This window comes from Pseudomonas sp. PAMC 25886 (assembly GCF_000242655.1).
Taxonomy (GTDB): Bacteria; Pseudomonadota; Gammaproteobacteria; order Pseudomonadales; family Pseudomonadaceae; genus Aquipseudomonas.
Genome location: NZ_AHHC01000050.1, coordinates 451,322 through 471,473 on the forward strand (window position 1 = coordinate 451,322; position 20,152 = coordinate 471,473).

At 58.8% G+C, this 20,152-nt stretch carries 26 protein-coding genes; 14 read left to right on the top strand and 12 right to left on the bottom strand.

Features of this window, described 5'->3' with window-relative positions; all coding sequences use genetic code 11:
* Positions 1-14 precede the first annotated feature (14 nt).
* Entirely contained in the window at positions 15-206 is a 192-nt protein-coding gene (locus tag MUM_RS1000000133330) for a hypothetical protein (protein WP_177325002.1), read from the bottom strand.
* Here MUM_RS1000000133330 and MUM_RS1000000134895 point away from each other — a divergent pair.
* Entirely contained in the window at positions 187-543 is a 357-nt protein-coding gene (locus tag MUM_RS1000000134895; protein WP_010172124.1) for a winged helix-turn-helix transcriptional regulator, read from the top strand. The two genes, MUM_RS1000000133330 and MUM_RS1000000134895, sit on opposite strands and share 20 nt — an antisense overlap.
* Here MUM_RS1000000134895 and MUM_RS0117625 read toward each other — a convergent pair.
* Both MUM_RS0117625 and MUM_RS1000000133335 read right to left on the bottom strand, forming a co-directional pair.
* Positions 538-1,071, bottom strand: a complete 534-nt coding sequence (locus MUM_RS0117625) for a hypothetical protein (RefSeq protein ID WP_010172126.1) — start codon at positions 1,069-1,071, stop codon at positions 538-540. The two genes, MUM_RS1000000134895 and MUM_RS0117625, sit on opposite strands and share 6 nt — an antisense overlap.
* A gap of 46 nt (positions 1,072-1,117) precedes the next feature.
* The gene (locus tag MUM_RS1000000133335; RefSeq protein WP_010172128.1) at positions 1,118-1,279 is read right to left on the bottom strand and encodes a DUF2986 domain-containing protein; all 162 of its coding nucleotides are present in this window, start codon (positions 1,277-1,279) and stop codon (positions 1,118-1,120) included.
* A 145-nt stretch (positions 1,280-1,424) separates the two neighbouring features.
* Here MUM_RS1000000133335 and MUM_RS0117635 point away from each other — a divergent pair, with 145 nt between their 5' ends.
* From MUM_RS0117635 to MUM_RS0117645, 3 genes are all read left to right on the top strand, one after another.
* Positions 1,425-2,051, top strand: coding sequence for a glutathione S-transferase family protein (locus tag MUM_RS0117635; RefSeq protein ID WP_010172130.1), 627 nt, complete (start codon positions 1,425-1,427; stop codon positions 2,049-2,051).
* 5 nt (positions 2,052-2,056) lie between these two features.
* The gene (locus MUM_RS0117640) at positions 2,057-2,572 is read left to right on the top strand and encodes an SUKH-4 family immunity protein (protein WP_010172132.1); all 516 of its coding nucleotides are present in this window, start codon (positions 2,057-2,059) and stop codon (positions 2,570-2,572) included.
* A gap of 62 nt (positions 2,573-2,634) precedes the next feature.
* Positions 2,635-3,261: a LysE family translocator gene (locus tag MUM_RS0117645; RefSeq protein ID WP_010172134.1), complete on the top strand. Its 627-nt coding sequence runs from the start codon at positions 2,635-2,637 to the stop codon at positions 3,259-3,261.
* Between the two features lie 76 nt (positions 3,262-3,337).
* Here MUM_RS0117645 and MUM_RS0117650 read toward each other — a convergent pair whose 3' ends face one another.
* On the bottom strand, positions 3,338-4,201 hold the full coding sequence (locus MUM_RS0117650) for a sensor domain-containing diguanylate cyclase (protein WP_029615970.1): 864 nt from the start codon (positions 4,199-4,201) through the stop codon (positions 3,338-3,340).
* A gap of 309 nt (positions 4,202-4,510) precedes the next feature.
* Here MUM_RS0117650 and MUM_RS0117655 point away from each other — a divergent pair, with 309 nt between their 5' ends.
* Positions 4,511-5,083 carry a helix-turn-helix domain-containing protein gene (locus MUM_RS0117655; RefSeq protein ID WP_010172138.1) on the top strand — a complete coding sequence of 191 codons (573 nt, stop codon included), beginning with the start codon at positions 4,511-4,513 and terminating at the stop codon, positions 5,081-5,083.
* A gap of 17 nt (positions 5,084-5,100) precedes the next feature.
* Here MUM_RS0117655 and MUM_RS0117660 read toward each other — a convergent pair whose 3' ends face one another.
* On the bottom strand, positions 5,101-5,709 hold the full coding sequence (locus MUM_RS0117660) for a LysE family translocator (RefSeq protein ID WP_010172139.1): 609 nt from the start codon (positions 5,707-5,709) through the stop codon (positions 5,101-5,103).
* Between the two features lie 113 nt (positions 5,710-5,822).
* Between MUM_RS0117660 and MUM_RS0117665 the strand changes: the two genes are divergently transcribed.
* The 3 genes from MUM_RS0117665 (at position 5,823) to MUM_RS0117675 (ending at position 8,341) form a co-directional block, all read left to right on the top strand.
* Entirely contained in the window at positions 5,823-6,686 is an 864-nt protein-coding gene (locus tag MUM_RS0117665) for a LysR family transcriptional regulator (protein WP_010172142.1), read from the top strand.
* Between the two features lie 300 nt (positions 6,687-6,986).
* Complete coding sequence (locus MUM_RS0117670; protein ID WP_010172144.1) at positions 6,987-7,526, top strand: kinase inhibitor; 540 nt, start codon at positions 6,987-6,989, stop codon at positions 7,524-7,526.
* A gap of 5 nt (positions 7,527-7,531) precedes the next feature.
* Complete coding sequence (locus tag MUM_RS0117675) at positions 7,532-8,341, top strand: helix-turn-helix transcriptional regulator (RefSeq protein ID WP_010172146.1); 810 nt, start codon at positions 7,532-7,534, stop codon at positions 8,339-8,341.
* 138 nt (positions 8,342-8,479) lie between these two features.
* On the opposite strand, the gene MUM_RS0117680 is transcribed toward MUM_RS0117675, so the two are convergent.
* Positions 8,480-9,739, bottom strand: a complete 1,260-nt coding sequence (locus MUM_RS0117680; protein WP_010172147.1) for a serine hydrolase domain-containing protein — start codon at positions 9,737-9,739, stop codon at positions 8,480-8,482.
* A gap of 319 nt (positions 9,740-10,058) precedes the next feature.
* Between MUM_RS0117680 and MUM_RS0117685 the strand changes: the two genes are divergently transcribed.
* Both MUM_RS0117685 and MUM_RS0117690 read left to right on the top strand, forming a co-directional pair.
* Positions 10,059-11,285: an MFS transporter gene (locus MUM_RS0117685; protein ID WP_010172149.1), complete on the top strand. Its 1,227-nt coding sequence runs from the start codon at positions 10,059-10,061 to the stop codon at positions 11,283-11,285.
* A 359-nt stretch (positions 11,286-11,644) separates the two neighbouring features.
* Entirely contained in the window at positions 11,645-11,974 is a 330-nt protein-coding gene (locus tag MUM_RS0117690; protein WP_010172151.1) for a DUF6124 family protein, read from the top strand.
* A 214-nt stretch (positions 11,975-12,188) separates the two neighbouring features.
* Here MUM_RS0117690 and MUM_RS0117695 read toward each other — a convergent pair whose 3' ends face one another.
* The 3 genes from MUM_RS0117695 to MUM_RS0117705 all read right to left on the bottom strand — a co-directional run bounded on the left by MUM_RS0117695 (position 12,189) and on the right by MUM_RS0117705 (position 14,937).
* Positions 12,189-12,833, bottom strand: coding sequence for a hypothetical protein (locus tag MUM_RS0117695; protein ID WP_010172152.1), 645 nt, complete (start codon positions 12,831-12,833; stop codon positions 12,189-12,191).
* 380 nt (positions 12,834-13,213) lie between these two features.
* Complete coding sequence (locus MUM_RS0117700; protein WP_010172154.1) at positions 13,214-13,945, bottom strand: hypothetical protein; 732 nt, start codon at positions 13,943-13,945, stop codon at positions 13,214-13,216.
* A 95-nt stretch (positions 13,946-14,040) separates the two neighbouring features.
* Complete coding sequence (locus MUM_RS0117705) at positions 14,041-14,937, bottom strand: EcsC family protein (RefSeq protein WP_010172156.1); 897 nt, start codon at positions 14,935-14,937, stop codon at positions 14,041-14,043.
* 361 nt (positions 14,938-15,298) lie between these two features.
* Between MUM_RS0117705 and MUM_RS0117710 the strand changes: the two genes are divergently transcribed.
* Both MUM_RS0117710 and MUM_RS0117715 read left to right on the top strand, forming a co-directional pair.
* Complete coding sequence (locus MUM_RS0117710) at positions 15,299-16,795, top strand: methyl-accepting chemotaxis protein (protein ID WP_010172158.1); 1,497 nt, start codon at positions 15,299-15,301, stop codon at positions 16,793-16,795.
* A 192-nt stretch (positions 16,796-16,987) separates the two neighbouring features.
* Positions 16,988-17,734 carry a BPL-N domain-containing protein gene (locus MUM_RS0117715; protein ID WP_010172160.1) on the top strand — a complete coding sequence of 249 codons (747 nt, stop codon included), beginning with the start codon at positions 16,988-16,990 and terminating at the stop codon, positions 17,732-17,734.
* Positions 17,735-17,752: 18 nt separating this feature from the next.
* Here the strand turns inward: MUM_RS0117715 and MUM_RS01000000132610 are convergent, their stop codons facing one another.
* The 3 genes from MUM_RS01000000132610 to MUM_RS0117735 form a co-directional block, all read right to left on the bottom strand.
* A complete protein-coding gene (locus MUM_RS01000000132610; RefSeq protein ID WP_010172162.1) occupies positions 17,753-18,226 on the bottom strand; it encodes a hypothetical protein in 474 nt (157 codons plus the stop codon).
* 42 nt (positions 18,227-18,268) lie between these two features.
* On the bottom strand, positions 18,269-18,532 hold the full coding sequence (locus tag MUM_RS1000000133340; RefSeq protein ID WP_081480097.1) for a hypothetical protein: 264 nt from the start codon (positions 18,530-18,532) through the stop codon (positions 18,269-18,271).
* Positions 18,533-18,769: 237 nt separating this feature from the next.
* Positions 18,770-19,357: a TetR/AcrR family transcriptional regulator gene (locus tag MUM_RS0117735; RefSeq protein WP_029615972.1), complete on the bottom strand. Its 588-nt coding sequence runs from the start codon at positions 19,355-19,357 to the stop codon at positions 18,770-18,772.
* A gap of 167 nt (positions 19,358-19,524) precedes the next feature.
* Here MUM_RS0117735 and MUM_RS1000000133345 point away from each other — a divergent pair, with 167 nt between their 5' ends.
* Both MUM_RS1000000133345 and MUM_RS1000000133350 read left to right on the top strand, forming a co-directional pair.
* Positions 19,525-19,752 (top strand): oxidoreductase, encoded by a 228-nt coding sequence (locus tag MUM_RS1000000133345; protein WP_010172167.1) that lies wholly within the window; start codon positions 19,525-19,527, stop codon positions 19,750-19,752.
* Between the two features lie 125 nt (positions 19,753-19,877).
* Complete coding sequence (locus tag MUM_RS1000000133350; protein ID WP_177325003.1) at positions 19,878-20,150, top strand: hypothetical protein; 273 nt, start codon at positions 19,878-19,880, stop codon at positions 20,148-20,150.
* The last annotated feature ends 2 nt before the right edge of the window (positions 20,151-20,152 follow it).

Consider the following 20,152-nt stretch of genomic DNA (forward strand, 5'->3'; position numbering starts at 1 on the left):
CTTTCATCGTCCGATCATGTTGAAGGCCGCAACGGCGCCAGCCGGCTGAGCTTGGTCATCTGTTTGAATATCAGGCCAGGCGCAACCCGGCTGGCCACCTTCAGCACCTTGCTCAGGCCCGGGCTTATTTCCAGTTGGCCGGCTTCGATTTGCCGAATGCATTGCTGCACCATCAGCACCGGGTCCATGCCTTTTTCGTTCTTCATTTCTTCCGCGAACTCGGCCCTGAGCAGCGGTGTTTCGGTGCCGGGCGGGGCAAGCTCCACCACGGTGACCGCGCTGCGCTTCACGCGCCTGAGTGAGCGAGTCGGCGGCATCAGCCAGAAGATGCTGACGCAGACCTTGCGAGGAATGGAGAGGGACGGCCTGGTGGTGCGCAAGGTCTACCCGGTCGTGCCGCCGAAGGTTGAATACAGCCTGACAACCCTCGGCTTTACGCTGGGTGCCGCCTTTTGTGGCGTGTGGGTCTGGGCGGCTGACAACCTGGAGGAGATTGAACAGGCACGGGCGGATTTCGATCTACGGTGCAACACCGAGTCATAAGGCCGCAACGTACTGGAGCACCTCTCCAATCCCGTCAATATCGGGGGCCTCGCTCACGGCGGCTTGCGGGCTGCACCATGGGTAACTCAGGCCGGACACCCAGCTCATCACGCTCCCCAGGTCTGACGCCGGCAGTGTCTTCATATGCTCGATGGTGATCGTCAGCCTTTCGACCAGCCCCGCTTCGGCATTGAACTGCCATTCATACACACCACACCCTACCCGGGCTTCGCCGGAGCTCTTGTCGGACATGCCCACCAGCCATTGGCACTGATAGGTTTTGGCCCCCGCCTCCGGTGGCGGCCCCAGGCAAAACGTATAGACGTTTTCAAAGGTCTGCCCGAACCGCCTCACCAGCACATCGCCGATGCTGCCCACCCCTTCGACGTGGGGCGGAAACGAGATGGACCCGGTGCGCACCACCATGTCCAGGATCGCGTCCGGAACGAACGCCTGGCTGAGCAAATGCGGGCGGTTGCCGTCCTTGGCGAGTATGTAGTGCTGAATCGCGAGTTGAGCAGTGTTCATGGTTTTTCCGTCGATTCCCTATCGGATGATGCTTAGGCCTTCTGGATCAGCTCTCAGAAGAAACAACCGTCTCATCAGCAGATTCAGCCGCCAGTTTCAGGCGGTCTGCTTTACTGATGTACTTGTCCTTGCGGGCCGGTGCCAGTTTGGCACTGGCCTTTTTCGCCTTGGCCTTGAACAGCTGCTGTAGTTTTTTTTGACGATTCATGGTTTCTATCCGGTGTGTAATCAGTGCTTGCCGTGGTGATTATCCATCTTTCATGCCGTCATCGAAGCACATTTAATTCACGGCACTCCACAGCGCCACAGCGGTCTGTGCCTATACGCCCCTATTCTCGCCCAGCGGAGCCACCATGATCATCGTCCACCACCTCAACAACTCCCGTTCGCAACGCATCCTGTGGCTGCTCGAAGAACTCGGCCTGCCCTACGAGATCAAGCGCTACCAGCGCGACCCGAAAACCAACCTCGCACCACCTGAACTCAAGGCCATCAATGCCCTGGGCAAATCACCGGTGATTGAAGACGGAGCCCAGGTGGTCATCGAGTCCGGCGCCATCATCGACTACCTGATTCGCCGCCACGGCCACGGTCGCCTGCAACCCGACCCTGCCACTGCCACCTATGACGAATACGTGCAATGGCTGCACTTCGCCGAAGGCTCGGCCATGCTGCCGCTGATGCTCAACCTGTATGTCGGACGCCTGGGCGATGCCGGCGCGCCGCTGCATCCGCGCATCGAATCCGAGGTGGCCAATCACCTGGGTTACCTGGACGACGCGTTGGGGCGATCGCCGTACCTGGTGGGTGAGGAATTGACCGGCGCGGATATCCAGATGAGCTTCATCGGCGAAATCGCCCGGGCCCAGGGCAAGTTGCAGGCGTACCCGAATGTGGCGGCGTGGGTGCAACGGTTCCAGGAACGGCCTGCGTATCGCAAGGCGCTGGAACAGGGCGGGGAGTATGCGTTTGCGAAATAAAGAACATGACCGGGTTTGACTTCAAGGCACGATTTATAGCGGCGCTGCCGTTCGTGCCGCCGGAACTGGACCTGTGCCTTGGCGAGTTTGTCGTCTACGAGGCTGGCCAGGTGAGTGCCCTGGCGCCACAAGACTCGCAGTTCCTGCTCAAACAGGGACTTCCGCGCGACGCCGCCCCCTTCCTGAGTTTTGAAGCCTACAGCGCATCGCAAATCGCCCACCGGCTGACGGTGTACGGGCTTAGCGAGGACTATTTCCCACTTGGGCACAACGGATCGGGGGACGTTTTGGCAATCGATCGTCGAAGCCGCGAGGTCGTTTGCTTCAACCATGACTTCGATAACGAGCGTGTTTTCATCAATGCTACCTTGATGCATTTTGCGCAGTGCCTGTGCCTCTTCCAGGAGCATCTGCGTGACGGCAGGATTGATCGATGCCTGGCTGAGATCAAGCGGGTTGACCCCGCAGCGGCAGTGCCGGGTGCGATGTGGACCGACGTGGTCAGCGAAGAGCTTTGTTGAATTGCTTTAACGCCCTGGATAGGGATAACTGTAGGGCGCATACAACTTTGAGATAACACAGCATGTTCGAACTCGCCCCCATCCTGACGTATATCGCCGTGGTCATCGGTCTGTTCCTGATCCCCGGCCCGGCTGTATTGCTGGTGATCACCCGCACCCTCCAGGGCGGGCGCAAGGTCGGGATCGCCACCGGACTCGGCGTTGCCTCGGGCGACCTGATCCACACGCTGTGCGCAGCACTGGGCCTGTCCGCGATCCTGATGACCTCGTCCGTGGCATTTAACGTGGTGAAAGTCGTCGGCGCCTGTTACCTGATCTACCTGGGCGTACGCGCCTTCATGGCCAAGCCTGGCGCCACCACGCGCAAAGACCTGCCCACGGTGACCTCGACCCAGGCGTATTTCCAGGCGGTGGGCGCGGAAGTGCTGAACCCGAAAACCGCAATCTTCTTCCTGGCCTTCCTGCCGCAGTTCATTCACCCGGAATCGGGTTCTTCCCTGGCTCAATTCGCGGTGCTGGGGTTGATCTTCTCGGGGCTCAGTGCGGTGTACACCACCCTGATTTCGGTGGCGATCCGTCCGTTGAGCCAATGGATGGTGGGGCTTTCAAGGCTGCGCCGTTGGGAGGGGAAAATCATTGGTACGTTGTTCATGGGGTTGGGGCTGAAGATTGCGTTTCAGCAGCGTTAATTCGTAGCTGGGAGCTGTCGAGCTTTGCCGGTTAGACCTTCGCGGCTTGAGTGAACACGATTCGGGAACTCTGGAGTCACTCCACTGCAAACCGCTGCCGCTTAACCCGGTACATCTCGCCGTCCGCGTGGCTGAGCAGGCTGTCGGCATCTGCCCCATCCGCCGGGTAAAACGCTACGCCGATACTGCAGGACGGCATCTTAACCGCGCCAAACTCAGCGCTCAGGGGCTGGGCCATCACCGTAAGTATCTGCTGCACTTTCGCCGACACGGCTTCCGGTGACTGGATATCCGTCAGCAGCACGGTGAATTCATCCCCGCCCATCCGGGCCACCAGGTCGCTCTCACGCACACATCCTTCCAGCCGTCGTGCAATCACGCAGAGCACGCGGTCGCCCACGGCATGCCCGTGCACATCATTGATGCCCTTGAAGTCATTGACGTCCAGAAACAGCAAGGCCAGAGGACTTTTGTGGTGGTGGGCCGCTTGCAGGGCCTCGTCCAGCCGGTCATTGAACAATGAGCGATTGGTGAGGGCCGTCAGCGGGTCGTGATGGGCGAGGAAACGCAGCTCTTCCTCCGCCTGCGTCAGGGCCGTTACGTCCCGCGCAACACCGATCCGCGCCCCCACCTCCTCGGACCAGAAGGCCGCCCACAGGATGTGCACGACGCTGCCATCCTTGCGGATGTAACGGTTGCGGAAGTCGACGTGGGGTTTGCCATTCATGACCCGCACGATCGAGGCCCGGGTACGCGCCAGGTCTTCAGGGTGCATGTAGTTTGTGATCGGGGTGCCGGTCAGCTCATCAGCGCGGTAACCGAGCAACGCTTCGCAGGCATCACTGACAAAGACAATCTGGTTTTCACTGTCGACCACGAACACCGTATCCAGCATCAGGTGGATCAGTTTGGGATAGAGGGCTTGCAGGTCAACGGGCATGGGGCATCGGGCGTCCGGTTCAGGTGGGCCGATCATAGCCCGATCATGCCGGATGGCAAAAAGGAATCATAGCGGCCCGCAGAATAGCCGCAGGCAATGTTGTTGGGCCAACTGGGTTGCCACGAGCAGGTTGCGCCACCCTTCGAGGTCGCAGGACAGCGCGCGCCAGAGCAGCCACGGCCAATAGGTGTAGAGGTGGGACACGTACCAGATCATTCAATGGACCGGTTTTTATAATGAACGAATGATTGGTATGCTGAACAACAGACAACACAGCGTCAACCCCTTTAAGGATGATTTGAAGAACAAATGACTGACATAACGAACAACCTCAACCCGAGTCGAATCGACCTGCTGGCCCTGTCGATCAAGCGCGAACGCCAGGCCGCCGGGCTTTCGTTGACCGAACTGGCGAAACGCGCGGGGGTGGCGAAGTCGACCTTGTCACAGCTGGAGTCCGGGATCGGCAACCCGAGTATTGAAACCCTGTGGTCGCTGGCCACGGCGATGGGGTTGCAGGTGACCCGGTTCTTCGAGCAGCCCCGGCAGCATCTGCGGGTGATTCGCGCCCACGAAGGCCTGACCACCTATACCGAAACCGGCAACTACGCGGCGACGCTGCTTGCGGATTGCCCGGCGGGCATGCGGCGCGATATCTACCGGCTCAAGGTGCAGCCCGGCGAGGCGCGCCTGTCTCAGCCTCACCCTGCCGGCACGGTAGAACATGTGGTGCTGTGCAGCGGCAGCGCGACCATCGGTCCGGCCAATGAGCCCGTGCGGCTGCATGCCGGCGACTACATCAGCTACCTGGCGAACGCGCCCCATGTGTTTGAGGCACTTGAGGCGGACACCACCGCGGTGATGGTGATCGAGCACCCTTGAGCGGTGGGCATTCGCCCTCAGGCATGGATAGGCAGGGCCACCCCGAACAGCACAAAAAAAACGCCACACACCTTATTGAACCGACGCCCGGTTCTGGCCAACCAGGGCCGGACCCGGTGCGCGGCGCTGGCCACCAGATACTCAACGATGAACTCCACCACGGCGTAGGTCAGCGCGATGGTGAGCGTCTGCGCGATGATGTTCCGGTGCGGGTCCAGGAACGGTGGAATGAACGCGGTGAACAGCAGCAAGGCCTTGGGGTTCGAAATGGCCGACACCAGCCCCTGGCGGAACAGCGGCCAGCTCCGTGAGCTGGTAGTGCCGGTCGCCTCAAGGCTGACCGGTGCCGCCCGCCACAGCCCGAAGCCCAGCCAGATCAGATACAGCCCACCCGCCACTTTCAGGGCAGTGAACAAACTGGCCGACGCCTGGATCAGCGCCCCCAACCCCAACGCACACAGCGCCAGCACCATCGCAAAACCGAGCACGCCGCCGGTGATGGTGAACAGCGTTTTGCGGCTGCCATGAAGGGCGCCATGGGTCAGCGCCAATAACGCATTGGGGCCTGGCACCACCGCGATGCCGAAGCAGGTAACCACGTAAAGCAGCCAGGTATCAAAGGGCATGGTCCGATCCAGTAGGTGTTGGTTCTGGGCAGAATGTTGCGGGTGAACAAACCCTCATGAAAAGCGCATAATTCAGGCCTTAGCCATTCGATTAACGAATAGAGGTCACCGCGATGCCGGCCAGTGATTTGCAACTTGATTGGCTCAAATGCTTTGTGGCCGTGGTGGACGCCGGCTCGCTGTCGGGCGCCGCCCACGAGGTCAACCGCTCGCAGTCCGCCGTCAGCATGCAGATGAAGAAACTCGAGGCGGCCCTTGGGCGGCAGTTGTTGAGCCGAGGCCCCAGGCACCTGCAACTGACCGCCGACGGCCAGACCCTGCTGAGCTACGCCCGGCGTATGCTCACCCTGCACGCCGAGACCCAGGCGGCGTTTCACGGTGAAGAACTGACCGGGCGCATCCGCCTGGGCGTCGCGGAAGACTACGCGGCCCGGTACCTCACGCCGCTGCTCAAGCGCTATTCGCCACGCTACGCCGGGGTGGAAATAGAACTCACCTGTGAACAGTCGACCACGCTGATCCCGCAGTTGCGCAGCGGCGACCTTGACCTGGCGCTGGTGTCCAGGGACTCGCCCCAGAGCGGCACCTTCCTGTTCAAGGAGCCCATGGTCTGGGTCGGCTCACCCCAGTTCGAACTGTGGCGACGCGACCCGATCCCCATCGCCGTCTACGAAAGCGCCAGCCTGGCCCGGCATTACGCGGTGAACTCGCTCACCCAACGGGGGCGGGCATTCAAGGTGGTGTACAACAGCTCCAGCCTTGCCGGGCAGGTGGCCGCCGTAGAGGGCGGGCTGGCGATTGCCGCGATCACCCAGTGCACCGTGCAGGAGTCGCTTCAGGTGTTGGGGAGCGAGCACGGCCTGGGAAACATTCAACCCATGGAAGTTTCGATTCTGCGTAGCCGGGCGTCTCGCGGGTCTAAAGCCGTCAACAGCCTGCATGCATTCATCATCCGGGCGCTGAGGGCTCAGCCGTAGTCGTTTTGTGATGTGTGGCACCGGCCTCTGTGGCGAGCGGGCTTGCCCCGCGTTGGGCTGCGCAGCAGCCCCAAAACCTGCCACCGGGTAGTGCCTGACAGAACACGGCGGCGCTCAGTGGGGCCGCTTCGCAGCCCAACGCGGGGCAAGCCCGCTCGCCACACAAGCCCTGTTTTCCTTAATAAACATTGAGGAGGGTGCGACAGAGCATTTCGGCACAATCATCGAGCGCTTCGGCGCAGTGCCGCGTCCAGGTGTTATTTAGCATCAAGGCTCAACCCACGCCTGGATATCACCGCGATGAAACTCAAAGTACTTGCCCCCGCGATCACCCTGATCATGGCCGCCAGCGGGCACGCCGCCAGCTTCTCCCTCAGCAGCCCGGACATCGCCGACCAGCGCCCACTGACGCGCCTGCAGGAATTCAATGGTTTCGGCTGCAGCGGCGGCAACACGTCCCCTGCCCTGTCCTGGAGCAACGCCCCGGCGGGGACCAAAAGCTTTGCCATCACCGTCTACGACCCGGACGCCCCGACCGGCAGCGGCTGGTGGCACTGGACCGTGGTCAACCTGCCCACCACCGTCACCCGCCTGCCGAGCAATGTCGGCGCCCACCTGCCGGCCGGGGCCGTGCAAGGGCGCACGGATTACGGCCAGCCCGGCTTCGGCGGCGCGTGCCCACCCGTGGGTGATAAACCCCATCGCTATCAATTCACCGTATGGGCGTTGAAAGTCGACACGCTGCCGATCGACAATCAGTCCAGCGGCGCCCTGGTCGGCTACATGCTCAATGCCAACAGCCTGGCCAAGGCCACAATCACGGCCCCTTACGGACGCTAGTCACGATGGATGTTCACGAAGGTGTGCGGCACAGGGAAAGCATCATTGAAAGCTGCGTGATCAGGGCCCGGCAACACCACACCCTGCAACGCGTGCCGATCTTCATGACGGCCCTGTGCCGCGTGCGCCAAGGGCAAAAACAGATGCAGTGGGACGCGCGCGAAATGCGCGCAGGCCCACAGCATTTGATTTTACTGCCGGCCGGCCGCGAGCTCGGCGTGACCAACTTTCCCGGCGCCCAGGGTGACTACATCGCCGACGTGGTGTCGTTTCCGGTGCCGGTGTTGCGTAACTTCATCGCCCGGTATGGCGCACAGTTCAAGGGCAACACGAACACAGACCTGTGCGTGCGCCTCGACAAACAGACCCGACAAGCCTGGGACCAACTGCTGACCGCACTGGGTACCGGCGCCCCGGCGACCTTGTGCACCCACTATGGCGAAGCTGTGTTGCTGTGCCTGTGCCTGGCCGGCCAGGCGGGGCCGTTGCTGATGGACCGCAACGACCCGCTGAGCGAGCGGGTGCAGCGATTGATTGGCAGCAATCTGTCTCGGGACTGGACCGTGGCCAGCGTTGCGCAGCAGTTGAATCTGGGGGAGTCGACCCTGCGCCGGCAGTTGGCCAATGAGGATACGAGCTTCAGGTCGATCCTGGAAAACGTGCGCTTGGGGGCGGCGTTGCAACAGCTGCAAACGTCCAGGGATTCCATTGGGGAGATTTCCAACGCGTGCGGGTATGCGTCTGCGTCACGGTTTGCGGTGCGGTTCAAGTCGCACTACGGGCTGTCGCCAAGGTCGTTGCGGGCGGCGATGTGAACGACCTGAGTCGCAAATACCCCGTGGCGAGGGAGCTTGCTCCCGTTGGGTCGCGCAGCGGCCCCAAAAGAGGGGACTGCTGCGCAGTCCAGCGGGAGCAAGCTCCCTCGCCACGGTACGGGGTTAATCGTTGAGCGGTTACTGAAGGGCCCTGGCTATCGCATCAAAGGCAAACATGTCGTCGATGACCTCACCGCCAGTGGGCTTGGTCTGTGCCTGCCACACCACAATCACCACCTTCCTGGTCGGGTTGATGTAGATGAACTGACCAAACGTGCCCGCAGCCGTAAAGGCTTTGTCGGCCTTGGATGCGTCGGTCCAGCCCGGCCACCACATGGACGCAAAGTCACCATACGCCGCATCTGAACCCGTGGTCGCGCTGGCAAAACTCAACCAGTCCTTGGGCAATACCTGCTGCCCACCGGCCTTGCCGCCGCTGAGCACGAACTGCCCAAACCGTCCGTAATCCTCAAGCGTCGCACTGATGCCGCTGCCGCCCACTTCATTGCCATGGGTACCGTCCAGCCACCACTTGGCATCGGTTTGCATGCCATAGGGCGCCCAGATTTTCTCGCTCAGGTATTGCGTCAGCGGCTTGCCCACTGCAGCGCTCACCAGTTGCCCCAACACTTGGGTTTCACCGGTGCTGTAGTTGGTGCGGGTGCCAGGTGGCGCGGCGGTTTGCAGACTGGCCATGAACTTCAGCAGCGACCCGGGCACTTGCTCGCTGCGCAGTTTGATCAAGTGGCGTTCGTCGGAGGTCGGGTCGGTGTATTGCTCGTTCCACTTGATCCCGGAACGCATGGACAGGATCTGGCGCACCGTAACCTGGTCATAACCGCTGCCCGCCAACGCCGGCAAATAGCGAGTGACCTTGTCATCCAGGCTCTTGATGGCGCCGTCCTGCAGGGCCGCGCCCACCAGGGTCGAAGTAATGGATTTGGCCACCGACATCGACATCCAACGGGTCTCGGCGGTGTTGCCTTTTTCATAACGCTCATCAACGATCTTGCCGTCCTTGAGCACCAACAGCCCGGTGACCTTGTTGATCGCCACATAGTCGTCGAGGCTGTAGTGCTTGCCTTTATAGTCAAAGGTAACCGGCCCGAGTGGTTGGTTGCTGCGGGGTAACGGGAACGGATGGCCGCCCGCCTTGATCGTGCGCGTCGGGAACAACCGGTCCGTATTGCGGAAGGTCGTCACCGCCAACTCCTCGCTGAGCCTGCCGTCGTAGATGGCCTGCACGTCGCCAATCGGTTCCTGTGCATGGGGGTAAGGCTTGGCGGGATCCGGGGTGGCCGCGCTGGCGGTCAACGACAGGGCGAGCGTCGAAGCGCACAGCAACACGTTAAGCGCGCGGCGTTCAACCAGGGATGAAGGGCGATGGAGCAAGGGCATAAGCACCTCTTTATTATTGTTTGATAGGTCTTGAAACGCTGCTGCACATCAGCACCACTGACATGCCGAGGTTCAGGATGCAGCGCGGGGGTTTTTCTGGCGCGCGGGATCGGGCCGGATTACGCGCGGAGTCGGGCCATGGAAAATCCGGAGGGTTTACACTCACGCGAACGCTCTGCTCAGGGCGTCTTATCGATGGGACTGATGATTACTATCGAAATGGTCGCCTATTGGCTTAACAGAACCCCTTCCTATAATCGCCTCCACTTTCTCCCTCCCGTCTGTCCGCAGGCGAAATCTCCTCCCGGAACCCGACACCATGCCAAGCGCAAGCCGGGCCCCTAGCGGCCTCCCCGAACATAATCAACAAACCGTCCTGCAACAGTGGCTGGCCATTCTCTCAGTGGCCGTGGGCGCTTTCGCCCTGGTCACCAGCGAATTCCTGCCGGTGGGCGTACTCAACGACGTCGCCGCCGACCTCGGCATCAGCGCCGGCCACGCCGGCCTGATGGTCACCCTGCCCGGCATCATGGCCGCCCTCGCCGCCCCGTTGCTGTCGGTGGGCATTGGCGCCATGGACCGCCGCTACCTGCTGATCGGCCTGACCCTGATCATGATCATCGCCAACATGGTGGTGGCCTACGCCAGCGACTTCAGCCTGCTGCTGTTCGGCCGCGTACTGCTGGGCATCAGCATCGGCGGCTTCTGGGCCACGGCCATCGCCCTCAGCGGCCGCCTGGCCCCCAAAGGCGTGGGCGTCGCGAAAGCCACCTCCATCATCATGATGGGCGTGACCCTGGCCACCGTCCTCGGCGTGCCCGTCGGCACCTGGCTGAGCGGCCTGATGGGCTGGCGCATGACCTTCCTCGTCACCGCGCTGGTGGGCATACCGGTACTGCTGGCACAAATGTTCCTGCTGCCCCGCCTCGAACCGGAAAAAGCCATCCGCGTCCGCGACCTGCCGGCCCTGTTCATCAACCCGCAAGCCCGGGTCGGCCTCATCGCCGTACTGCTGATCGGCCTGGCGCACTTTGCCGCGTATACCTACGTCGCGCCCTTCTTCAAAAACAGCTCCGGCTTCGACGGCCCGACCATTGGCTCCCTGCTGCTGCTCTACGGCGTGGCCGGCGTGATGGGCAACGTCTTCGCCGGCTTCGCCGCCAACCGCAGCGTGCGCCACACCCTGCTGCTGGTCGCCCTGATGATCGGCGCCAGCACCGCCCTGTTCCCCTACTTCGCCACCGGCATGACCGGCGCCGTGATGCTGATCGCCCTGTGGGGCTTCGCCTTCGGCGCCTTCCCGGCGTGCGCGAGTATCTGGATGTTCGTGGTTGCGCCTAAAGATGTGGAACGTGGCATGCCGCTGTTCGTGGCGTTGTTCCAGGTGATCATTGCCGTGGGCTCGTTCTTTGGCGGGCAGATCGTCGACAAGATGGGCACTTCGGTGCTGTTGAGTCTGGCGACCGCGTTGGTGGGCGCTGGGTTTATGACGGTGCTGGTGTTGGGGCGCAAGGTGAGTAATAGCCTGGCGGCCCAGCCGGCCTGAGTATGAAAAACGGGACTGATGGATTTCAGTCCCGTGGCTTGAGGCAGTGATCACGGCACCTTGCTCCATTGCCTACAGTTGCGTCAGAATCCGCCGGCTTGTGCACCTGGGTCGGCGTCTCTAAGGTTGCTCGGTCGCTGAAACCTCAGTGATCGGGTTTAGTAGCCCGAGGTTCAACCTAACGTGTGCATGAGCTTCATCTGTCGGACGTCCTTGTCTGTGCTTGATGGTGGCTGTGCGTAGGGCGCCCTCGGGCGCGCCGGTTTTTGTTAGGTTCCCCCGGTCTACTAACCTGCGTACAGCTGCCACCCCCCTCGTTTAGTAGCAACGGGGTGGAAGCCCGAGCAAGGAACTTAACGATGTTCAAGGTAACGCCGAATCCTCCGGGAACTCCCGATCTAAAACTCCACCAGGCCGCCCAGCGCGCCTTGGACCACTACCTCAATCCCTCCTCCGCCAAAACTACCCCGCCGTCGGGTGCGCTGTTCAGTGTTGCATCTGATGCCAGCAGTGAAAGTCTGATTACCAATAGCTATGAAACCTTTGCCTCGGTCAGCGCGTTGCTGCTTGATCTGTCGGAAGAGCTGAGCGGGAAAGACCGTGATGTGGCGTTGGCGATTCACCAGCTTAGTGAATTGGGGGTGCTGTTGATGGGGAAGCTGATGGATCGGGAGGTGCCTTGTAGCTGAAGCTTGGAGGTGGCCCAAGCTGCTCAACTGTCGCCGAGACGTTGTAGGTATCTACAGCGACTCAGCGACGATGAGTACCGACAGCCTTCACCTGAAAGACTCGTCGCTCGTACGGTACTCAATGGCGGCCTTCGGCCAAAAGCGGACACTAACGTTTGCACAAAGGCCGCGGCTCTTCAGGGCCGTCGCGCCTGCAGCGAATTGTTAGCCACTGCTAGTGCCAACCACAAAGGGCGTCAAATTCAATATACGTTTTCGTAGACTTCTTGATTGCCTGACCTAAAGGCATGAGCAAGCGGTCAAGTTCAAACTTGCTTGCTCCCCCGCTAGCCGAAACTAGATCATTAACGTGTTTGACGAAAATTGAGTAGCAATCAATTGCACTCTTTCCTGTGCCAGATTCCTTCCACTTGCTTTTCGTATCGAAAAGTAGCGACTTACACTTCTGCCTCTCGTCGGCAGTTAATTCTTCGAGGATAGCCCAAAGCGACCTGATTGCGTGCTGGTCATAAATCGGATTACTCTTGTCTTTCAGATGCATTGCAAAGGCATAGAACACCACATCGGTCGTGGTTGGCACTGGCTGCTCTGCAGCATAGTTTTCACAGAACTTCTTGTATGCCTTCCATTTCCCTAGTTTCCACAATAGAGCCTCTGCAAGATCTTGTGGAGAATCCGAACTATTGTTCGAGAAAACTTCCGTATCTACTAGCGGGGGGAAACTACCTTCGTCGTATTGATACCCAAGCTTCGCTAGTTCTTTCGTTGCTTCCTCAACCGCAGCCTTGTCCAAGCCCCCCTCAGAAATCTTCTTCTGAAGACTGGCAATTAGTTTTCCCAGAGGGCTTTCTTTTTTCATCTGTGAAGTCTCGATTCCAGTGGCTAACGTTTGGTTAAGGGGCCGGCTTTATCTGCGACGGTTTCAGCCACGACAGAGTGTACAGAACTCACTTCCTCATCAACAAAATGCCAAGTTAGGAAGCCATCGACATCAAGCGCCTTGAGATCTCCGACAAGCTTGGGTCTGCCCCCCCTGAAACCTCAAGAGGTCATAAACTCTTTAATCTTTGCAGCACAGCTAACCGGTGATTCAGCAATAGAAATCAGAGAAATCAGGGTCAGACCACCATTATTTTAAATGTGGCCTGAACCGATTCTCAGACCACAATTTTTCGATGCTGATATTTGACTACTTTTCGCAAAAAAACCTCCTGGCTTGGGTCGAAGGCGTCGATACGACTACCACCGCTTCCACCACGCCTTCTGAGCAACCAACTTAGGCGCCAGCGAGGCGATCTTAGAGCCTGCAATCTTTATCGGAGCGACCTCCATACCATCGAAGCTACCTAGACCCAGAGGGGGGCTTTCTGCTTGTAGAAAGCGAGTGGTTTCTGCTGAAGCCAACGCATGCAGTAACGACGAAGGCGCTATATTCCGACTCAAGACGTGAATACCATTCTCCGGGTCATGCAGACCACTTGCGTCGGTGCCTTCCACGCCATCTATCAGAAGCGGCTGGATCAAGACCGTCCCAAGCTCATAGGTGATATCCAGATCACCGCAAACGCAACGCAGCCTTTGCAGTTCACCATTCAACGATACGCACACAAAATCCAGCCCGTCGTCATCTGTGCAAAAGCTGCAAACGGGTAATTGAAGGCTTTTGCTTAGCGCTAAATTCACATTCAGGAAAGCTCTCTTAAAGTAGTCGGCCAGCTGAGCATCCTTAAGCAATTTGTATATCCGCGATAGAGCTGCCAGTTCTTGAGGGAGCTCAAGCGGCACATCCTTGATAGGTGGCATAGATGTAAAGGGCCATTTCCGTTCTTCGCCAGCCTTAAACGTGTCTAAGTAGAACGACGTGGCGCTTTCATCCTGGTGCAATGACCACCCAATACTCATCGGCAAAGTGGAAAGTGGTTCTAGCTCCGGCTTCACATTCATCGCGTGAGCAACGACAAGGTACCCCATTGTTTAGATCCTTCAGGTACAGGGCTGAATCGCTCCATGGGAAAATTGTGGGGAAATTGGGGTCAAGCCCCAATTCTCCAGCGTTGCTAGAGCTCTCACACAGCTTGTGAGGCTTCAGTGTAGTGTGGGTCATAGTCGTTGGCGGGTTTTACGGTCACCTCAATCACCTCTGGGCCATACTTGTGCGCGAGGAAACGTTCCCGATAAAGGTAGAAGGCTGCATCGCAGACTTTCATAGTGAAGTAGGCGTTGAAACCTCCGCCCACAGCCGCGCCCACGGCTGGAATTGCTTGTGCGAGCTTTGCTTTTGTAAGACGTATGCCCAGAGCTTTGGCTATTTCTTGGATGATCTTTACGAAAACACTTTTTTCCAGCTCCTGCCATGTCGCTTTCTTTGCGACATCCTGAGAAATCTTGATCAGTTGAGCCATGGCAAGTGCTTTCGAACTGTCGGTGGGAGAGGAAGCAAGGCCAAGCACGTTGAACGCGAACAGTCGCTCCTCCTGACGTGAGGTATCAAAACCGTAATAGGCAGCGTACTCGCCGATCGCCCGAAGGTTAAGTGTGATCAACGCCGGGATATCGACTGCCAGACCGGGTAAGCCCACGGCTCCCGCCCCTGCGCCTTCTACCAGAGCAATGCCCTTGTATTTAGCGCCGAGGAAGCCAACGACCTTATCGATTTGCTCCAGATCCAGATCGTGAATGTCTTTATGAGCTTTAACCGTGCTGTGTCCGTCGCCACGAAACTCTTCAAAAATAGCTTCTGGTCTTACGCTCCACTGGGCCGCATCATGGCAAACGCTGGTCAAGCCCTCAATTGCGCCCTGGATCGCTGGACCGACACCGGGTGCCTTGAACAAGAGGTCACCTGCTTTGTCCAGTGGTTGATTTATCACCTTCAGTGCCTGGCCGAACCAGCCAATATCAGGCTCCTTCCAGCTGTGAATCTCTTTGAGTGCGTGTTGCTCGTATTTGCTCAGCTTCGGCATGCTGGATCCTTGAATTGTGAACCAATCATCAATGATTTCAAAAGGCCATTATGCCGCGAATAATTTAATTTCTGTTGCCAATTTTCCAAATGTTGCGATTACCCGAGTAAGGGAGATCCCGTGCGCTTAGAAACGCAGCGGATCGCACCTGACGCGGGAACACAGAAGACGCGTTCGCTGACCACTTGCCAATGAGTGTCCGCTTCTGGTTGATCCCAGCCTAAAGCCCCACCTAGCCATGCCGATAACCTCGTACCACCAATCAACCCCCGCTCCCCCACACCCGATTCGCTCCCCGCATGCCCCTATGGCACGTCGCATGCTTGCCTCACCCCGGCCAGTCCACATGGAGTACGAGTGAATGCCTGCCCAAGCCCGTTTCATCGAGCACTACCGCAAAGCCGACCGCATCATGCTCGCCCTGATCTGGCTGATGGCCCTGTTCTCCCTGGGCCTGGCGTTCTGGCACGACACGCTGCTCCAAGCGCTCTTCATAGGCGGCGGCACCAGTGTGGTGCTGACCCTGGCCTATCGCGTCATCGGCGGCACTCGCCTGATGCGTTGCGCGCTGGGCGTTGGCCTGATGGTGATGGCGGCGTTGCACATCAATCAGGCCGAGGGTGTCATCGAATCGCACTTCGGTATCTTCGCGCTGCTGGCGGTGCTGACGTTCTACCGTGACTGGCTGCCTATCCTGGTGGCCGCCGTCACTATCGCGGTGCATCACGTGGTGTTCCATGCCTTGCAGCACCAGGGTTTCCCGGTGTTTGTGATGGAGCATCACGGCGGCTGGAGCATGATTTTCGTCCACGCGTTCTACGTGGTGATGGAGACGGTCGCCCTCCTCTACCTCGCGGTGCACAGCCAGACGGAGGCGGTAGAAAGCCAGGAAATGCTCGAAAAGATGCTCGCCGTCACCACTCAGTTCAGCGGTGAGGCAGCCAAGGGCAACGCGGAAAAAGTTCATGTTTCCCTGGCCACCCGCTTCGACCACTTTCTGACGCAGATCACTGGGCTGATCGACGGTGTCGCCCGCGACTCCCACGGCCTCGGCCAACTCGGCCAGGAACTGGCCCACGCCAGCGGCACCCTGGAAACAGGCGCGCGCCACCAACTGGCGGAAATCGCGCAAATGACCGGCTCCATGCAGCGCATGGAAGACGCCATGGGCCATATCGCCGTGCACGTGGAGCATGCCGTCGAGCACGCGGGTCAAGCCAGCCAGCAGATCATCCGTGGCCAGGAAAGTGTCGGCCGCGCCCAGCAGGAAATCACCCAACTCGCCACCCGCCTCCACGACACCAACGAGACGGTGCAAGGGCTGGCCGTGCAGGCCGAACAGATCGGCTCGGTGCTGGAGGTCATCAACAGCATCGCCAACCAGACCAACCTGCTGGCCCTCAACGCCGCCATCGAAGCCGCCCGCGCGGGTGAGCAAGGGCGCGGGTTTGCCGTGGTCGCCGATGAGGTACGCAGCCTGGCGCAGCGCACGGCGGTGTCGACCCAGGAGATCAAGACGATTATCGAAGGGTTGCAACACGGCAGCCGGCTGGCGGTTGAAGCCATGCACGACAGCCGCCAAGGCGTGGAGCGCTGTGTGGAAGACAGCCAGTTGGCGGTGGAGATGCTGCGGGCGGTGGGCAATGATATTTCGCAGATTGATCAGCTGAATGGGCGGATTGTGTCGACCACTCGAGAGCAATCCACGGCGAATGTGGAGATTGTGGGACGGCTGCAATCAGTGCAGAGCATTGCGCAGAATACGGCGCAGGATGTGGAGACGCTGGCCCGGAGCAGCGAGCGCTTGCCGCCGATTGCGGTGCGGCTGGATGCGCTGGGGCGCCGGTTTCATCAGTGAGTGGGCGCAAGCGCCGGCGCTTGATTCACGCCGACAAATCGGGGGCAGACCGCCATTGTTTTAAATGGGGTCTGACCCCGATTTTTCCTCAGCCGATTTACAAATGTTAACGCCTTCAAACGGCTATTAGCTTTAGGCTTTGACTCGCAAAGTCCGAATCGCCCCCATCAGCTTCAAGATGACTCTACAACCATGAATCTGCATGCCATCGCCGCGACGCTGTTTGCGTTGTTCACGCTGCTTCCTTACTCGGTGCACGCCGCAACACCCATCACCCATGTGGCTATCTACCGAGGCCCCGCGGGCTGCGAGGGATGTTCAGAGAATGTTAAAACAGCCCTGCTGCGCGTCCTCCCGGATGCCTGGATTGACTTTGTAGGTGCAGATGAATCGATCGACATCACGCCGCAAAGCCTCGCTCATTATGACCTCTACGTTCAACCCGGCGGCGGTCAGGACATCCCTGCGGCGCTTGATAGTTTGGGGGATGCGCGGGTGCAAGCCATTCGTAACTTTGTCGCCCGGGGTGGGCGCTACCTGGGGCTGTGTATGGGCGCTTATCTTGCCGATAACAGCAACTTTGGCCTGATACCCTACGACCTTGATTCAGAGGCGGGCAGGCCTGGGTTTGAGGTCGCGGGCATTGCGGACGCAGCGGTGCAGGTGGTGTGGGATGGGAAAGCCGATAGCGTCTTTTATCAGGATGGGCCTTACTTTCCCAAGCCTGACACGACCTTGCCTTCATCAACCATTGCGACCTACCAGAATGGTGATGTGGCGGCAGCGCGTTACACGTATGAAAACGGGGTCGTGGTGCTGAGTGGCCCGCACCCTGAGGCGGATCGGGAGTGGTTCGAGAAGGCGGATATTCCCTTGAGTGAGATGCCGCGGGGTGAGCTTTTTGGGGCGTTAGTGCGCAGCATTGAGGGCCGCAGGTAGGGGGCACAGAAGCCTCGCTTAAAGGGATGTCTCAGGCAGTCGGTATCTGACGCCTGCGCTGGGCAAAAATGCCTTTGCATCAAAAACAGCCCACGCACTGCCCCATGGGAACGTCTCTGTGCCGCTCTCGAAAGACCGGGATAGCTGTTGCATCAACGCGTTTCGGAGTAAGGCGACGTCCCGCTCAACTGACGCTTGTGAAGGCCATCCATTACGGGTGGCCTCGTTCGGGTTGGATAAGCCTAAATGGACTTCCATCAAACGCCCCGCATAAAAACACAGCGCAAAAGAACCGGGAGTACCGTTGATGTTGATGCCGCTGTATGAGTTCCACACGTAGCCATTTCCATGATCCAGTTCCGACAGATAGAACTGTGACAACTCCGCCACTGCCCTCTCTACGGCGAGGGTGCTGTCGATCACAATGCAGGACTCATTTCGCTGAATTCGGATGGATCCGTCGTGCGGGGAGATGATGAGTTGCGGATTCAAACTGGATGCTCCAGGCCACTGAAAGAGTCTTAGGGCAGCTAGCTATTTGCCCAGGTTTTGATTCATCAAATTGTCCAGTACAGGAAATTTGGTGGCCGCCTGCCATTCGCGTAAATGCTTGCAGCCTTCATCATTGAGCTCGGCAAGGTTGCTGCGTGCGTCGCATATCGTGAACCATTTCTGTCGGAGAGATGGATACTTTACAAACTCTTCCCGGGTTGGGGGTTGGTTAGTGGCCAAGCGCAGAACTGACACCACTAAAAGTGCAGACACGCCGATACTGATAGAGCCGTTTTTATAATTCATATCAACTTCCGCAAATGAGGATCCCCGACCCCATCGCCGAACTAATGACCGAGGTTAAATGCTTGGGGCGTTGGGCGACTATAGAAGATAAATGGATCGGTAAAAGATCCATTTTCGACGCATTCTATAGGGCCATTTTGCTGATAATCCCAAACACTTATCAAGATCGTAGCGTTTGCTTTGGATGGCTACTCAGGGCCTAACCCGCGACGGCTCAGTGAGTGTCCTTCCACGCACTCATGGGCGTTTTTTCTCACTCGAAGGCAATGACGCCACTATCTCGGCACGACAAATTTCCAGTATTTCATCCGCGAGTGGAGAGTCATTCGGGCACGCCCGAGACAACATGACTGCACCGATTGCATGCGCCAGCAGATCGATCATTTTTGCTCGTGCCTCTTGCTTCGTCGTATCCAGACCCACCTGGTACTTTTCCTCGAGGGCTGCGAGCGTGTTTTCTACGCCATTGGCAAAGGTCGCCTTTAGCTCATCTGACTGGCGGGCAGCGTCGCCACACAGCGCTGCCATCGTGCATCCGCCGCCCCTGCCGTCTCGGTGTTCTCGCGATACATAAAAATTTACGAACTGCGCAACATCGAGGTCACTGGTGCTGGCTAACGATTGCGACAGGCTATTTTCCGCTGCCTCGGCCATCAAATCAGCCTTGGAACCGAAGTGTTTGTAGAAGCCTCCCTGGGTAAAACCAGCCGTGGCCATCAGCTCCGCTACACCCACACCATCGTAGCCACGCTCACGAAACAGCTCTGAAGCCGTTTCCACAATATGAGCCCGGTTGGCGAGTGATTGCGTTTTGGTGATCTTCATTTCGCGCCCCTGTGCCTCCTGAACAATGGCCCTCACTATACTCTGATGTCGACCATAATCAAAACCGTTGACGACTTTGATTATGACTGACATCATAAATTCATCGCCGCACGCCTTGGCCGCTACGGCACAGATGGCTGTCATTGATCAACGAGTATGGAATCGATATGAACGACAAGACCTTGTTTGAACCCTACACGCTCGGCTCACTGACGCTTTCCAACAGGATCGTGATGGCGCCTTTGACGCGCAACCGCGCAGGTGCAGGCTTTGTTCCCAGCGAACTTGCTGCCACCTATTACAGTCAGAGAGCCTCCGCAGGCCTTATGAAGTCCGGCAGGCATTCCAGTCGCAAACATTCCAGACAACGTGCCGCAACGAGGTGGTTGAGTTGAAAGCCGGCGAGGAAAAACAGATGTCTCCGAATTACTGCATCCAGGACTCGTCGGGCGATTATCACACCCGAAGCGTTACCCCTGTCAGCCAGGCCGGGCAATAAGCCGACCGAGCCTGGTATAGGATGGCTGCTGTTTGTGCAGCCACTTTCGCGCTGGCCCTTTTGCGCCGAAAAAAGGGCGGGGCAAAACCTGGAAGCACTTTGAAAATCTGGAACGTTTGGAAAAGCGCTTCTGTCATGAATGCATGGGTTGGCAATGCAGGCATTCACGTCTCCTGCCCCGCAGGCAAGATGACGCTGGAATGCAGTAACGGTGTTGGTGACGCCGACTTCTCCGATTATGTGGTTGCTTTGGAAGAGCAACAATGCGGGCAAATGTCGTGGCTTTCCAGCTGACA